Source organism: Vitreimonas sp. (genome assembly GCF_035627415.1).
In the GTDB taxonomy this organism is placed as follows: Bacteria; Pseudomonadota; Alphaproteobacteria; order Caulobacterales; family Aquidulcibacteraceae; genus Vitreimonas.
The window spans coordinates 58,101-72,562 of record NZ_DASPLU010000010.1; the positions used below are offsets into that span (position 1 = coordinate 58,101).

General features: G+C 67.5%; 13 protein-coding genes. 5 read left to right on the forward strand and 8 right to left on the reverse strand.

Annotated features, from left to right (window positions below; all coding sequences use genetic code 11):
- Window positions 1-108 precede the first annotated feature (108 nt).
- The gene (locus VEA80_RS07855) at window positions 109-660 is read left to right on the forward strand and encodes a Uma2 family endonuclease (RefSeq protein ID WP_325060161.1); all 552 of its coding nucleotides are present in this window, start codon (window positions 109-111) and stop codon (window positions 658-660) included.
- A 3-nt stretch (window positions 661-663) separates the two neighbouring features.
- Here the strand turns inward: VEA80_RS07855 and VEA80_RS07860 are convergent, their stop codons facing one another.
- A complete protein-coding gene (locus VEA80_RS07860) occupies window positions 664-1,161 on the reverse strand; it encodes an SH3 domain-containing protein (protein ID WP_325060162.1) in 498 nt (165 codons plus the stop codon).
- A 150-nt stretch (window positions 1,162-1,311) separates the two neighbouring features.
- Here VEA80_RS07860 and VEA80_RS07865 point away from each other — a divergent pair, with 150 nt between their 5' ends.
- From VEA80_RS07865 to VEA80_RS07880, 4 genes are all read left to right on the forward strand, one after another.
- Window positions 1,312-2,298 carry a D-glycerate dehydrogenase gene (locus VEA80_RS07865; RefSeq protein ID WP_325060163.1) on the forward strand — a complete coding sequence of 329 codons (987 nt, stop codon included), beginning with the start codon at window positions 1,312-1,314 and terminating at the stop codon, window positions 2,296-2,298.
- 8 nt (window positions 2,299-2,306) lie between these two features.
- Window positions 2,307-2,927 carry a hypothetical protein gene (locus VEA80_RS07870; protein WP_325060164.1) on the forward strand — a complete coding sequence of 207 codons (621 nt, stop codon included), beginning with the start codon at window positions 2,307-2,309 and terminating at the stop codon, window positions 2,925-2,927.
- A gap of 133 nt (window positions 2,928-3,060) precedes the next feature.
- Window positions 3,061-4,020: an OmpA family protein gene (locus VEA80_RS07875; protein WP_325060165.1), complete on the forward strand. Its 960-nt coding sequence runs from the start codon at window positions 3,061-3,063 to the stop codon at window positions 4,018-4,020.
- Between the two features lie 149 nt (window positions 4,021-4,169).
- Window positions 4,170-6,230: a M13 family metallopeptidase gene (locus VEA80_RS07880; protein ID WP_325060166.1), complete on the forward strand. Its 2,061-nt coding sequence runs from the start codon at window positions 4,170-4,172 to the stop codon at window positions 6,228-6,230.
- Window positions 6,231-6,233: 3 nt separating this feature from the next.
- On the opposite strand, the gene VEA80_RS07885 is transcribed toward VEA80_RS07880, so the two are convergent.
- The 7 genes from VEA80_RS07885 to VEA80_RS07915 all read right to left on the reverse strand — a co-directional run bounded on the left by VEA80_RS07885 (window position 6,234) and on the right by VEA80_RS07915 (window position 14,439).
- Window positions 6,234-8,237: a TonB-dependent receptor gene (locus tag VEA80_RS07885; RefSeq protein WP_325060167.1), complete on the reverse strand. Its 2,004-nt coding sequence runs from the start codon at window positions 8,235-8,237 to the stop codon at window positions 6,234-6,236.
- A 72-nt stretch (window positions 8,238-8,309) separates the two neighbouring features.
- On the reverse strand, window positions 8,310-8,699 hold the full coding sequence (locus VEA80_RS07890) for a hypothetical protein (protein ID WP_325060168.1): 390 nt from the start codon (window positions 8,697-8,699) through the stop codon (window positions 8,310-8,312).
- 50 nt (window positions 8,700-8,749) lie between these two features.
- A complete protein-coding gene (locus VEA80_RS07895) occupies window positions 8,750-10,324 on the reverse strand; it encodes an alpha-amylase family glycosyl hydrolase (RefSeq protein WP_325060169.1) in 1,575 nt (524 codons plus the stop codon).
- A 32-nt stretch (window positions 10,325-10,356) separates the two neighbouring features.
- Window positions 10,357-12,018: an alkaline phosphatase D family protein gene (locus VEA80_RS07900; protein ID WP_325060170.1), complete on the reverse strand. Its 1,662-nt coding sequence runs from the start codon at window positions 12,016-12,018 to the stop codon at window positions 10,357-10,359.
- A 36-nt stretch (window positions 12,019-12,054) separates the two neighbouring features.
- The gene (locus VEA80_RS07905) at window positions 12,055-13,059 is read right to left on the reverse strand and encodes an alpha/beta hydrolase (protein WP_325060171.1); all 1,005 of its coding nucleotides are present in this window, start codon (window positions 13,057-13,059) and stop codon (window positions 12,055-12,057) included.
- Window positions 13,060-13,103: 44 nt separating this feature from the next.
- Window positions 13,104-13,703, reverse strand: coding sequence for a DUF6624 domain-containing protein (locus tag VEA80_RS07910; RefSeq protein WP_325060172.1), 600 nt, complete (start codon window positions 13,701-13,703; stop codon window positions 13,104-13,106).
- Complete coding sequence (locus VEA80_RS07915) at window positions 13,696-14,439, reverse strand: HesA/MoeB/ThiF family protein (protein WP_325060173.1); 744 nt, start codon at window positions 14,437-14,439, stop codon at window positions 13,696-13,698. The genes VEA80_RS07910 and VEA80_RS07915 overlap by 8 nt, the downstream gene beginning before the upstream one ends.
- Window positions 14,440-14,462: the final 23 nt, after the last annotated feature.

The following is a 14,462-nucleotide window of genomic DNA, read 5'->3' on the forward strand; positions in this document are numbered from 1 at the left end:
CCGGGTGAGGCAGGGGCAAGGCGAGGCGGCGGACGCCGTCATTTCGCGGGCGCCAAGGCTGTGATAGATAAGAGGAATGTCGAGCGCCGCCCAATCCGGCCGCCGTCCTTGACCGGTAAGGACTACTTGGCCTGGGAAGCCGAGCAGGAAGGCCGCTATGAATTCATAGACGGTCAGGTTCGGCTCATGGCTGGGGGTACGCGCGCGCATGGGCTCATCGCCCAGAACATCACGCTGGCGCTCAGGACGAAGCTGGGGCGCGGACCGTGTTTTCCAATGCAAGAACAGAAGGTCGCTACGCCAAGAGGCAATTATCGATATCCTGATGTGACTGTGGACTGCGGGCGAACACAGGCGATGCGCGATTTGGCGGCGGACGAGCCGCGGGTCGTGTTCGAAGTGGAGAGCCCGAGCAATACTACGATCGACGAGGTGGAGCGGCTGGAGGATTTCCAATCCACGCCCACCGTCCAGCAGACCGTCATCGTCTCGCAGACCAAGATGCGTGCGCGCATCTGCACCCGCGCAGGGGCCGGTTGGCGGGCGGAAACATTGTCGGGTGAGGAGGCCGCGCTCGATCTTTCGGCGCTGGAATGCGCGTTGCCGTTCACGGAAATCTACGAGCGGGTGGAATTCGAGCCGCCCGCCGCGAACGCCTGAGCCTCAGAGCCCGGCGCAATCTCCGCCCCAGAGGGCGTCGTTCGGGACCCAGCCGACCCGGCCGCCGATCGCCACCCGACGCCATTCGCCGTTGCAGCCGGTCACAGAGGCCACCACGCCGGGCGCAAGGTAGGCCACGACTTGGCTGCCTTCGTGCGCGGTCCGGCGCAGCGCCGTCGCTTCGCTGACATAGATGGTGCGGCGCTGATCGAGGTTCTGCGCGTGCATCCAGACTTCGGCGCCGTCGGGATCGCGGACCCGCCGCCACGGGCCGCTCTCGCCCGTGACCTGCAACGGCAGGCCGACGCGTTCATAAATCCAGTCCACCCGGTGGTCGAGGCCGGGCCCGTGCCGGCCGTTGGCGCCGGCGGTCTTGAGGCTGACGAAACGGGGAACAGGCAAATTGGAGTCCGGCCCGACGATCGGCGTATCGGCCACGGCGGCGCTCAACGGAACGAGCATGGCGGCCGCAGCTAGGGCGGCGAAGATCCCACGACGCATGACCCAACCTTTATTTTGTTCGCTTCCTCTGCCGGGAAGGCGAACGCGCATCATGCGCACGCGCCGTGAAATTGAGCTTAACGCGACGGGCGCCGACCTGGCCCTAACGCGAACCTTGGAGGCGCGCGCAGCGTGGTTTATGGAAGCTGAATGCCGTCAAAGAAGCTCAAAGTCGTCGTCACCCGCCGCCTCCCCGATGCCGTGGAGACCCGCCTGCGCGAACTCTTCGACGCGGAACTCAACGTCGATGACGCGCCCTTCACGGCCGAACAGCTCGCCGAGGCCGTGCAGCGCGCCGACGTGCTGGTGCCGACCGTCACCGATCGCATCGATGGCCGCATCCTCTCGCGCGCCGGCGATCAGCTGCGTCTGATTGCCCAGTTCGGCGCGGGCGTGGACAATATCGACGTCGCCACCGCCGTGCAGCGGGGCATTACGGTTACGAACACGCCGGGCGTTTTGACTGAAGACACCGCTGACATGACCATGGCGCTGATCCTCGCCGTGCCGCGGCGGCTGATTGAGGGGGTGAAGATCGTCGAAGCGGACAAGTTCGTCGGTTGGTCGCCGACCTGGATGATGGGCCGCCGCATCTGGGGCAAGCGGCTCGGCATTATCGGCATGGGGCGGATCGGCCAAGCCGTCGCGCGCCGCGCCAAGGCGTTCGGGCTGCAGATTCATTATCACAACCGCCGCAAGGTGGCGCCGCACATCGAGGCCGAACTCGAAGCGACGTATTGGGACAGCCTCGATCAGATGCTGGCGCGAATGGACATCGTCTCCGTGAACTGCCCGCACACGCCGGCGACGTATCATCTGCTCAGCGCGCGCCGGCTCGCGCTGCTGAAGCCGCACGCCTACATCGTCAACACCGCGCGCGGCGAAGTGATCGACGAAGCGGCGCTCGCGCGGATGCTGGAGAAGGGTGAGCTCGCCGGCGCGGGTCTTGACGTGTTCGAGCATGAGCCGGCGATCAATCCGAAGCTCAAGAAGCTGGCGAACGTCGTGCTCTTGCCGCACATGGGCTCGGGCACAATCGAAGGCCGTATCGACATGGGCGAGAAGGTCATCATCAACATCAAGACCTTCGCCGACGGTCACAAGCCGCCGGATCGCGTCATTCCGGCGATGCTGTAGGGCGTCGAATGAGAACCCGTGTTCTTGCCGCCGCCGCGCTCATCGTTCTGGTCGGCTGCGAGCGCGCCGCAGAACGGCCAAGCGCGCCGCCGACGCCGCCGGAGCCGCCGCTCACGCTCGATCTGACCTGCGCCGCGTTCGCCGAGGTCGATAACGACGCGCTGATCGAACGCTATGGCGCCGAGAACGTCTCCACCGAGATCGTGCCCGGCCCCGAAGGCCAGAGCTACGAAGCGACTCTGCTCTACGCGAATGATCCGGCGCGCCGGCTCGAGATCGTCTGGCGCGATGAAGCCAAGACGGCGCCCGCCGCGGTGAGCGCGGAAGGCGCCGGCTGGACGGGCCCGAGCGGCCTTGCCGTAGGCGCCGATCTCGCGCGTGTCGAAGAGCTGAACGGCCGGCCGTTCCGTCTGTGGGGCTTCGGCTGGGACTATGGCGGCTGGGTGTCCGAGTGGAACGGCGGCGCCTTCGCCAGTGCAGGCGGCTGCACGCCGCGCGTCCACTTCGATGCGCGCACGCCGAACAATACTTCTGCATTGGGCGACAGCGAGTTTGCTTCCGACAGCGCCGAGGTCCGCGCCGCCGATCCTGCCGTCACCGAGATCGGCCTGAGTTTCAGAGCCCAATAGCGCCGTCACACCCGCGTAGCCCAGGCTACGTTCTCCTGGCGGGTGCAACACCGTTAACGCGCCCCGTCCGCGGGATTACAAGGTTCCTCTTGGCGGACGTAGGGCGGGGGTCCGCTCCAATAGGGGGTTGATCATGTTTCGCAGACTCAAGCGCAGCGTAGCGCTCGCGGCGCTGATTATTGGAATGGCGGGCGCCGCTCACGCGGAGGAAGGTTGGTACGGTCGCGTCGACGCCGGCTACAGCATCGACGGCGAGATCGAGATCGATGAGACCGCGTTCGATCTCGAAGACGATTGGATGGCCGATGTTGGGGCCGGCTACGGCTTCGCCAACGGCTTCCGCGCCGAGGCCGAGCTGGCCTATCGCAACAACGAAATCGATCCGTTCGGCGAAGACGCCGAAGTCTGGTCGGTGATGCTGAACGGCATCTATGACTTCAACCGCGGCGGCGGCATCGAGCCTTATGTCGGCGTCGGCGTCGGTTACGCACAGCTCGACACGTTCGGCGAGGATGAAACCGGACTTGCTTGGCAAGGTCTTGCGGGCGTCGCGTTTCCCCTTGGCGATCGTCTGAAGCTCGACGTCGGCTATCGCTACTTCAACGGCGAGGACATCGAAATATTCGGCGCCGATTCCGGTTATGAACATCAAGCGGCGACAATCGGCCTGCGTTGGGAATTCGGCGCGGCCGCAGCGCCGCCGCCGCCCCCGCCGCCGCCGCCCCCACCGCCGCCGCCGCCTCAAACCGTGTGTCCGACATCGGAGTTCACGGTCTATTTCGAGTGGGACCGTTCGAACCTGAACCAAGCGGCGCTGGAGACGATCGACGCAGCAGTGGTGCGCGCGCGCGAGTGCAATGTCGGCAGCGTTGTCGTCGTCGGCCACACCGACACGTCGGGCTCGACGGCTTACAATGAAGGGCTGTCGGAGCGGCGTTCGGCGGTGGTGCGCGATGCGCTGGTCGCGCGCGGCATCGACGCCAACATGATCACCACGCAAGCGCGCGGCGAGACTGATCTCGCCCGCCCGACGGCGGATGGTGTGCGCGAGCCGCTGAACCGCCGCACTGCGGTGACGATCAGCTTCCGCTGAGCGCTCGCGCCGGCGAACTCAACGGGCCTGGCGAAAGCCGGGCCCGTTTTGCATCGTGCGGCGCACGAGGAGGGCCGTTCGTCTCAAAGCAGTTGAACCGCCACCGGCAGGCGCCGAGGTTCGAGGCAAGTCGTCCGGGGGAGTAAGAAATGATCACGATCACGCGCCGCGCCGTCACGGCGTCCACGCTCGCGCTCGCCGCCGGTTGCGCCGCGCAGCGAAGCGGAGGCGCAGCATCACCGACGCGCGCGCGGGCTGCGATCGGCGCGTTCGGCATCGACATGACCTCGATCGATCCGAGCATCGATCCGGGCGACGATTTCTTCCAGTACGTCAACGGCGCTTGGCTGAACGGCAACACGATTCCCGACGACCGCACTTCGTGGGGCACCAACGAGATGCTGATCGTCAAAGCCGAGCATGATGTGCGGGCAATCATCGAGGGGGTCGCGGCGGCCGGCGGCGCCGAAGGCTCGAACGAGAAAAAGATCGCCGACTTCTACAACGCCTATCTCGATCAGGATGCGATCGACGCGCGCGGCCTTGCGCCGATCCAACAGGCGCTCGATGAGATCGAAGCGCTGCGCACGCATGAGGACGTGGTGCGCTTCGTCGGCCGGCCAGGTTCGGGCGTCACGTTCCCGGTGGCGACGTATATCAGCCTCGATGAGGGCAACCCGGATCGGTATTTGCCGCAGCTGACGCATGCGGGTCTCGGCCTGCCGGAGCGGGAGTATTATCGCCGCGACGACCGCAACTTCCCCGAAATTCGTCAGCAATATGAGGCCGCTTGCGCCGGTATGCTGGCGCTGATCAATCGCAGCGAGCCGGAAGCCAAGGCGCGTGCGATTCTGGCGCTCGAGCGTGAGATCGCCGAACTGCATTGGCCGGTCGCGGATCGCCGCGAGCGCGAGCGCACCCATAATCTGATGAGCCGGGCGCAAGTGGAGGCGCTCGCGCCGCGCTATCCGTGGGCCGCGCACTTCGAGGCGGAAGGACTCGCGGACGCGGACGAATGGGTCGTCAACGAGCTGAGCGCGATCGGTCCGCTCGCCGACCTGGTGATGCGCACGCCGGTGTCGACATGGAAGGGTTATCTCGCCTTCCATTACACGCGCACCAAGGCGCACGTGCTGCCGCGCCAGATCGATGATGCGAACTTCGCTTTCTACGGCCGCCAGCTCAGCGGCCAGCCGCAGCAGCGTGAGCGTTGGCAGCGCGCGATCCAGGCCAGCAACGCCGTGCTCGGCGAAGCGATTGGCCAGCTCTATGTCGCGCGGCACTTCCCGCCGGAAACGAAGGCGCAAGCGCTGGCGCTGGTCGAGAACATGCGCCGCGCTTATGGCGAGCGCATCGACGCAAGCCCGTGGATGAGCGCGGAGACGAAAGTCATCGCCCGGCAGAAGCTGGCGACGTTCCGGCCGAAAATCGGCTACCCGGATCGCTGGCGCGATTACTCAGGGCTTGAGATCCGCGCCGGCGACGCGTTCGGCAACCAGATGCGCTATGCGCAATGGGATTGGGCCAACGATCTCGCCCGTCTCGGCCGGCCGAGCGACCGCGAAGAATGGTTCATGGTCCCCCATGCGGTGAACGCCTATTACAATCCGCCGTTCAACGAGATCGTCTTTCCGGCCGGCTATCTGCAGCCGCCGCTGTTCGATCCGAATGCCGATCCGGCTGTGAATTATGGCGCGCTTGGCGGCGTCATCGGCCACGAAATGGGTCATGGCTTCGACGATCAGGGCGCGAAGTCGGACGCGCACGGCGTGCTGCGCGATTGGTGGAATGCGGACGACGTCGCGCGCTTCCGGGCGACCACGGACCGCCTGGCCGATCAATACAGCCAGTTCGAGCCGTTGCCTGGCTTGAATCTCAACGGCCGCCTCGGCCTCGGCGAGAACATTGGCGACAATGGCGGGCTCCAGGTGGCGTACCACGCTTACAAGATCGCGCTGAACGGGGCGGAGGCGCCGGTGCTGGACGGCACGAGCGGCGACCAGCGTTTCTTCATGGCCCGCGCGCAGCATCGCAAGCAGCTGATCCGCGAACAGCAATTGCGCAATCAGGTGATGACCGGCCCGCACTCGCCGGCGCGCTATCGCATCAATGGCGTCGTCCGCAACATGGACGCCTGGTACGCCGCGTTCAACGTGACGCCGGATGACGCGCTCTACCTGCCGCCGGAAGAGCGCGTCACCGTCTGGTAGGCGTCAGAAGCTCGTCAGCACCGTGAAGCGGACATTGCGGCCCGGCAGCGGCAGCTCGTCTTTCAGGAACGAGCTGTGCACGCGGCCGAGTTCGTCGGTGAGATTGCGTCCGTCGATCCGCAGTGTCCACGCGCCGGCTTCGCCTTGCGGGCGCCAGGAGAGGCCGGCGTTGATAAGCGTGTAGCCGTCGGTCGGCGTCTCGAACGGCGCGAGCCGGTCTTGCTCCGCCGTATCAACCGCCTCGAGCCGGCCGGACCAGAACTCGTTCTGCGCTTCGACGCCGAGCGTCAGCGAGCTTGGCGGGATGCGCGGTGGGTGGCCGCCGGCGTCGAACTCTGCGCGGACGAGATCGTAGGCGACATCGCCGCTGATGGCGAAGCCGCCGACCTCGAACAGCTGTGCCGCTGCGGATATCTCACCGCCCGTGAAGGTGGCGTCTTGCTGCACGAAGTTGAACACCGGCAGGATTTCCGCGTCTGCGGGGATGCCCGGATCGGTTTCATCCGGGGCGAAGCCGCTCGTGTCGGTGGCTTCGTCGAGCCAGAACACGTCGCCGCGTTCGACCAGCGCAATGTAATCGCTGAACTCCATGCGATAGAGGTTCACTTCGAACCGCACCGGACCGCGCTCGAACCGCGCCGAGGCTTCGAACGAAAGCGCGGTTTCCTGGTCCAGGTTCGGGTCGCCCAGCTCGTAATTGTGGGTGGCGAGGTGGGGCCCGTCGGAGAACAGCTCGAACGCCGTCGGCGCGCGCTCGGTGTGCGCCACGGTGGCGCCGATGAACCAGCCTTCCGCCGGCCGCATGAACGCGCCGACCGAGCCGCTCACATTATCGAAGTCGCGCGCGCCGGCCGTGACGTTGTCGATCTCGCGCCGCTCGTAGCGCAGGCCGCCTTCGAGGCCCCAGCGGCCGAGATCGTAGCGCTCGATCAGGAAGAGGCCGGAATCCTGGGTGTTGGTCGCGGTGATGAAGGCCTCATCGCCCTCGGCGTTGAAGTCGACATCGGTGAATTGGACGCCGGCGACGCCGTCATGGCGATCATCGCTGTGATGCGCTTCAAAGCGCGCCTCCCAGCCTTCGCTGAAGAAGCGCGTGCCCGGCGCGCCGTCGCCTTCGAATTCCGTGTGCTGGTAGTCCGAGTGCTGGACGCCATAATCCAGCCGGTCGAATGGCCCGACATTGATGCGGAAGTCGCCGCGCGACTCGATCCGCGTCTGCTCCAGTTCGATGCGTCCGCCGGGTTCGCTCGGCTCGTGCGGCAACAAGCCGTAGGAGTCTTCCGTGCGTTTCACGGCGACGCCGGCGAAACCCCAATCGCGCACCAGAGACGCGCCGCCGCCATAGGCGCGCATGTCCGTCCACTGGTTCAGCGCTTCGCCCTCGGGCGTCTCGTACGGATCGCTGTCGCGCTGGGAAGCGTTCAACGTGAAGGCGAGCGGGCCGGCGCCGAAGCCGACGCGGGCGGCGCCTTGCAGGCCTTCGTCGACAGTCGAATACGCCGCGAGCCCGTTGAAGCTCACGCCTTCGCTCTGCCGCGTCGGGATCGACTGATCGATCACATTGACGACGCCGCCGATGGCGTTGCCGCCATAGGCCAAAGCCGCCGCGCCGCGCAGCACTTCGATGCGCTCGGCGTCGAGCCCGTCCGAGGTCACGGCGTGATCGGGCGAGGCGGTCGAGGCGTCGATCGCGCCGATGCCGTTCTGCAGCACGCGCACGCGGTCTTCACCGAGGCCGCGAATGATCGGCCGGCTGGCGCCGGCGCCGAAGAAGGTGGTGGCGATTCCGGGGGTCGCGTCGAGCGTATCGCCGAGGCCGCCGTTGAGTTGCTCGACGATGTCTTCGCGGCGCAGGACTTCGGCGCCCTGCAAGCTCTCGATCCGCGAACCTTCGAGCGGCGCGGTGATGACGATCTCGGGTTCGGCGGTCTCGTCCTGCGCGAGAGCGGCGGTGGGGATGAGTGCGCTGGCGGCGACGAGGCCGCGAAATAGGTGGGGGAACTGCATGGATGGCCTCTAAGCATTAGGGTGCGCGCGCTGCTCCGCGCGCGGTAGGCGCTCAGCGAGCGCGTGCGGTGCTCAGACGGGGTGCGGAGGGGCGCGGCTGCGCCAAGAGTGCGAAGCGGCGAACGGCGCCAACTGGATCGCGAGCGTGCTCGCTTCTGCCGCAACGCTGTGCTCGGCGGAGATTTCTGCGGCGAGAGGCAGCGTCGCGCGCCCGGAGGACCGGAGCGCTTCGCAGAAGACGCACGCGCCGGCGTGCTTGGCGCCAACGACATCGCTCGCGTGGTTCTCGGCGGCGGCGCTCTCGGAGCGTTCCACCGCCGGCGCGCCGAACGCGAAGGCGTGGACGTGGGTCTGGACGACGAAGGCTTGCAGGAAGACCGCGAGCAGCGCCGCCAGCAGCGGCCCGAACCTGCTGGCCCGGCGCGCTGAAGGTCGCGTCGAATTCTGTCGCGAACGTCTCATCCCGATGGCAGTGTTATAATATATCAGAGCACTTGGCCAGATCGGCGCTGTCAGATTGCGACCAAGAGGGCAGAATAGCCGCCGAGCGACGCCGCTCCGGTCAGCACCTCGGCTTGGCCGACGGCGAGCCGGAGCGCGCCCTCGGGCAGCGGCCGTCGCACCGGCTCCGGCCCGAGATTGAAGAGGCAGAGCATCCGCTCCTCGCCTGCGCGCCGCTCGAACGCCAGCAGCGGCTCCGGCGCATCGAGCGCGACGAATTCGCCGTCGCGCAGCGCCGCGCTCGCTTTCCGCAGCGCGATCATGGCCCGTGTGAACTCGAGCACCGATCCTGCGACGCCTTGCTGCGCATCCGCCGCCAGCGGGCGATGGCGTGGATCGAGCGGCAGCCATGCGTCCGGCGCTTCCGTGAATCCTGCCATGTTTGCGTTCTGGCCCCAGGGCATCGGCGTGCGGGCGCCGTCGCGGCCAATGCCCGACGGCCAGAACGCGATCGCCTCCGGATCACGCAGGCGCTCGAACGGCACATCAGCATGCGGCAGGCCGAGCTCGTCGCCCTGATAGAGGAACGCCGCGCCGCGCAGCGCCAGCAGCAGCGCCAGCATCAACTTCGTGCGTTGCGGATCATCGTCGGCAAGCCGCGTCGGGAAGCGGATCACGTCGTGATTCGAGAGCGACCAGGAGGGCAGCCCGCGCGCGCCTTCCCATTGCGCCATCGCGTCCTTGATGACCGCGGGCGTCATCGCGCGCTGGCGCAGCAGGTAGAAGGAATAGGCGGTGTGCAGCCGGTCGGGCCCGTCGGTGTATTCGCGCTGCACGCGCAACGGCTCTTCGTCCTCGATCTCGCCCAAGGCGATGGCGCCGTATTGATCAAGCAGCGCGCGCAGGCGCGCGAGGAACGTTAGGGTTTCAGGCTGCGTGCGGTCGTAGAGATGGCGCTGGAACTGGTGCGGGCGCGCCGGCGCCCGCTTCAAAGTCGTAATCGGCGGATTGTCGCGCAGCTGCGCGTCGTGGGTGAAGAAGTTCACGACGTCCAGCCTGAAGCCGTCCACGCCGCGCTCGAGCCAGAAGCGGGCGACGTCGAGCAGCGCGTCCTGCACCGCCGGGTTGCGCACGTTGAGATCCGGCTGCTCCGGCAGAAAATTGTGCAGGTAGTACTGGCGCCGGCGCGCATCCCAGCTCCAGGCGCCGCCGCCGAACATCGCCTGCCAATTGTTCGGCGGCGCGCCGTCCGGCTTCGCATCGGCCCAGACGTACCAATCGGCTTTTTGGTTGTCTCGGCTCGCACGGCTCTCCGCGAACCAGGCGTGCTGGTCGGACGAATGCGACCACACCTGGTCGATGATCACTTTGAGGCCGAGCGCATGCGCGCGCGCGATCAGCGCGTCGGCTTCGGCCAATGTCCCGAACAGCGGATCGACGTCGCGATAGTCGCTGACGTCGTAGCCGTAATCCTTCATCGGCGAACGAAAGAACGGCGACAGCCAGATCGCGTCGCAGCCGAGATCGGCGACGTGCTCGAGCTTGGCGATCGCACCGGCGAGATCGCCGACGCCATCGCCGTTGGCGTCCGCGAACGAGCGCGGATAAATCTGATAAACGACAGCGCCGCGCAGCCAATCACTCATGCGCCGCAGGCTGGCGAACCGCGCGCATCAAATCAAGCCGCTATCCACGCTCCAGGGCCCGCGCTGCGGCCGGCGGCGGCATGCAGCCGCGACACTTGCGGCGCCGGCGCGACGGGCGTCCGCACATCCGCAAACGCGAGCCACTCGGCTTCGCATTCGCCGCGGGTGAAGCGCAGCGCGGCGTAGCCGCGATTGGTCAGATCGCAGAACGCCAGGTGCGGGTTCGCCGTGCGGATCATCGATTCGCGTTCGCCCGCCGCCGCATTGCTGAGCGAGCGCTCGAAGCCTGGCGAGGTGACGCTGCCGCCGGCGAATTCGAGCGCGGCGCGGCGGCGCCCGCCGGCGGCGTCGAGGTTGGCGACCCAGCAATTGTGGCTGTCGCCGCCGAGCACGACGGCGTTGCTTGCCTGGGTGGCGCACGCCTCCAGGAAGCGCGTGCGCGCCGCCGGGTAGCCGCCCCAGGTGTCGAGATTCCACGGCAAGCCGAGCGCGCTCATCTGCTCGCCGACCGTGAACCATTGCCGCGAACCGGCTGAGACATCATCCGGCAACAACCGCGCCAGCCCGCTCGGCGCGGCGGGATCGGCGACCACGACCTGTTGCGCGATGATCTGCCAAGGTTGGCCGCGGCGTTTGGACTCGGCCAAGGTGTCGCTCAACCAGCGCTCCTGTGCGGCGCCGAGCAGCGAGCGCGAGGGGTCGTCCAGCACGCCGGCGCGGAAGGCCGCCGCCGCGGCGCGCGCGTCGACGCCGCCTTGCGTCAAGCGCGGCGCCAGCGTGGTGCGATAGTCGATCTGCGCGTCGCGGCCGATGAAGCGCGTGTCGAGCAGCACGATGCGGGCGAGGTCGCCCCAATCGAGGCTGCGGTAGAGCCGGGGCGTGTTCACGTCGGGCCGCCGGATCGGCATCCAGTCGAAATAGGCCTTCGCAGCCGCAGCCATGCGCTCGGCGTAGGCGCCCTCGCTCGGAAACTGATGATCGCGCGAGCCCTCGCGCGCGGCGTCGTTCACGAGCTCATGATCGTCCCACACGACGCTCATCGGCTTCACGCGCCGCAGCTCGAGCAGGTCGGGGTCGGTGTGATAGCTGGCGTAGCGCTGGCAATAGTCTCTCAGCGATACGATCTCGTTGTAGGGCTCGATGATGCGTCCCGGCACGGTTTCGGAATTGTTTGGATACGAGCCGCGCTGGATCTCGTAGATGTAGTCGCCCGTGTGCAGAGCGAGATCGACGTCGTCACGGCGCGCGGCATGACCGTAAGCGTGGAAATAGCCGTAACCGAAATTGGAGCAGGAGAAGAGCGCAACCGTCAGCCGGTCGCCGCCGCGCGCGGGCGCTGTGCGCGTGCGTCCGGTGAAGGATGGGCCGGAGGCGGAGAGGAAGCGATAGAAGTAGGGCCGCCCGGGCGCCAGGCCGCGCACATCGACCTTGACGCAGAAATCGTTCGCAGCCGAGGCGCGCGCCTCGCCGCGCTGCGCGACGCGGCCGAACGCCTCGTCCTCCGCCACTTCCCAGGCGATGGCGCCGTCGCCGCCGACGAAGCGGGTCCACAGCACGACGCCGTCGGGCAGCGGATCGCCGGAGGCGACGCCGTTGGTGAACAGGCCCTGGGAGAGCGACTGCGCCCAGGCGGCGCGTGGCGCGGCGGCGGCGAGAGCCCCGCCGAGCAGGAGCGAACGACGTTGAATCAGCATGCCCCGCTCCTAGCCTGCCTCCATGATAGTGATGCGTCAGTCGGCGACCGCGAGCGCCGGCGGCTCATGCACGCGGTAGAGAAACTCGCGCACCGCCATCGCCGATACGTCGGGCCGCTCTTCCTGCGGTATGTGGCCGGTGTTCTCGAACACGATGATCTCCGCGCCGTCGATCGCGGTCTGGAATTGCCGCCCGTGCTCCAGCGGGACCAAGCGGTCGCTGTCGCCATGCAGGACCAGCACCGGGATGTTCGCCAACGGCGCCAGCCGCTCCGGCGTGGCGTAGTTCCGCTCGCGGAAGCCGAGCGTCATCTGCAGCAGGATGGCGCGGTGGCCTGGCGCGCGCGCCAGCTCGACGTAGCGCGACACCATCGCATCATCGACCAGCGAAGCGTCGCTGAACGAAGCTTGCAGCCCCTGGCGGGTTAACCCGGTCGCGTCGAGATCGCGGATCGCCGGGCCGATGTTGGGATCGCGCAACAGCCTGAACACCGGCGGATCGCGATCGAGGTTGGCGCGCGTCTCCTGCCATCCGGAAGCATCGACCAGGATCAGCGCTTCGATCTGTTCGGGATGCGCGAGCGCATATTCCCACGCCACGTTTCCGCCCATTGAGCTCCCGGCGAGGGCGAAACGCTGCAGGCCCATGGCTGTCGTGAAGGCGTGCACTTCGTCGCGGAAAACTTCGATCGAGGCGGAATAGTCGGCCGGGGCGCTGGTGAGGCCGTGGCCTGGAAGATCGAGCGAGACGATCCGGTACGTGTCGCTCAATCGCGCCACCCAGGGCTCCCAAGTGTGCAACGACGCCGAGAAGCCGTGGATCAAGAGCAGCGTCGGTGCGCCGGCGCTCTGGCCCTCGTCGCGATAGTGCATGCGCACGCCGCTCGACAAATCGACATAGCGCGAGGCGGGGCTTTCGTACTCGGCGGCGAGGTCGGCGTATGGAATGTCGGGCCGCTTCAGCGTGACGTAGGCGCCGCCGGCGATGGCCGCGATCAGCACGACCAGAACCGCCAAGCCGCCCAGAATCCACTTCCACATCTTAAGCCCTCCGCGCAGCTAGAGTGACGGGCGCGGGCGAGAGGTCAAGCGCGCCAGCCGACGCGGCGGGCCCAGGCATCGAACTCCGCGCGCCGTTTCGCGTGATCGGCCGGCGCGGCCTCGCCTTCCGCCGCCGCATTGGCGCGCATTTCGGCGATCGTGTCGGCCATGGGCGGCAGGCCGACGCTGGCGCGGCGCTCGTCGAGATGCGCCGCATCGCGGACCGGCGCCGGCGAAAGCTGACCTGAGGCGTCCCAGTCGAATTGCGTGCCGAACGTCTGCTCGCCGCCCTCGAAGACGGCGATGCGATCGGAGAGGTAGGCGGCGTCGAGCATGTTGGCTTCGCCTTGCGGGATCGCCTCCAGCATCAGCGCCAGACCACGCCGCTGCAGATCGGGGCGCGAGATGGCGTGCTGCAGGATCAGGAACGCCGCCGAGGCGCCTTCGTCGCCGAGCCGCTTGCGCCCCGGCCAGCCGATCGCGTCGAACACGCGCTCCAGCAGCTTGGCGTTGTCTAGATGCACCGCCTCCATCTCGGGATGATAGCCGCCAAACAATTCGCCGCTGCGCGCCAGGCGGGCGCGCACTTCGAGGTCCCGCCGCGCGGCGGCAGTCAAGGCGGCGAGCCATTCTTCGTCAGTCATGCCCGCACACCGGGCAGTGCGGATCGCGTCTGAGCGTCACCGTGCGCGCCGTCGCCGCCAAGCCGTCGAACAGAAGCACGCGGCCGGCCAAAGTCTCGCCCGCCTCGGCGATGTGCTTGAGCGCTTCCAGCGCCATCATCGAGCCGATCACGCCGGGCAGCGCGCCGATGACGCCAACCTGCGCGCACGTCTCCGCGTCCGGCGGCGTCTCCGGCACGAAGCAGCGATAGCAGGGGCCTTCCGGCATGAACACCGAGACTTGCCCGTCCCAACGCCCCACCGCGCCCGACGCCAGCGGGATGCGCAGCGCGTGGCACGCCGCGTTCACGGCAAAGCGGGTCGCGAAATCGTCCGTGCCGTCGAGCACGATATCGGCGCCCTCGAGCAGCGCGTGCGCATTGTGTTCGCTCAATCGCTCGGTCCGCTGCTCGACTTCGACATTGGCGTTCAGCGCCGTGAGCGCGCGCGCCGCCGCGTCTGTCTTCGTCGCGCCGGCCTCGTCGCTGCGGAAAATGATTTGCCGCTGCAGGTTCGACAGCGCGACCGTGTCATGATCGATCAGGCGCAGACGTCCAATTCCAGCCGCAGCGAGATAGAGCGCCACCGGCGCGCCGAGGCCGCCGACGCCGACGATCGCGACCGTCGCCGCTTTCAGCCGCTGCTGCCCGGGGCCGCCGACTTCCTTCAGCAGGATGTGGCGCGCATAACGCTCACGTTCTTCAGCGCTCAAACTCATGCGCCTGACTTAGGCCGTGCGTG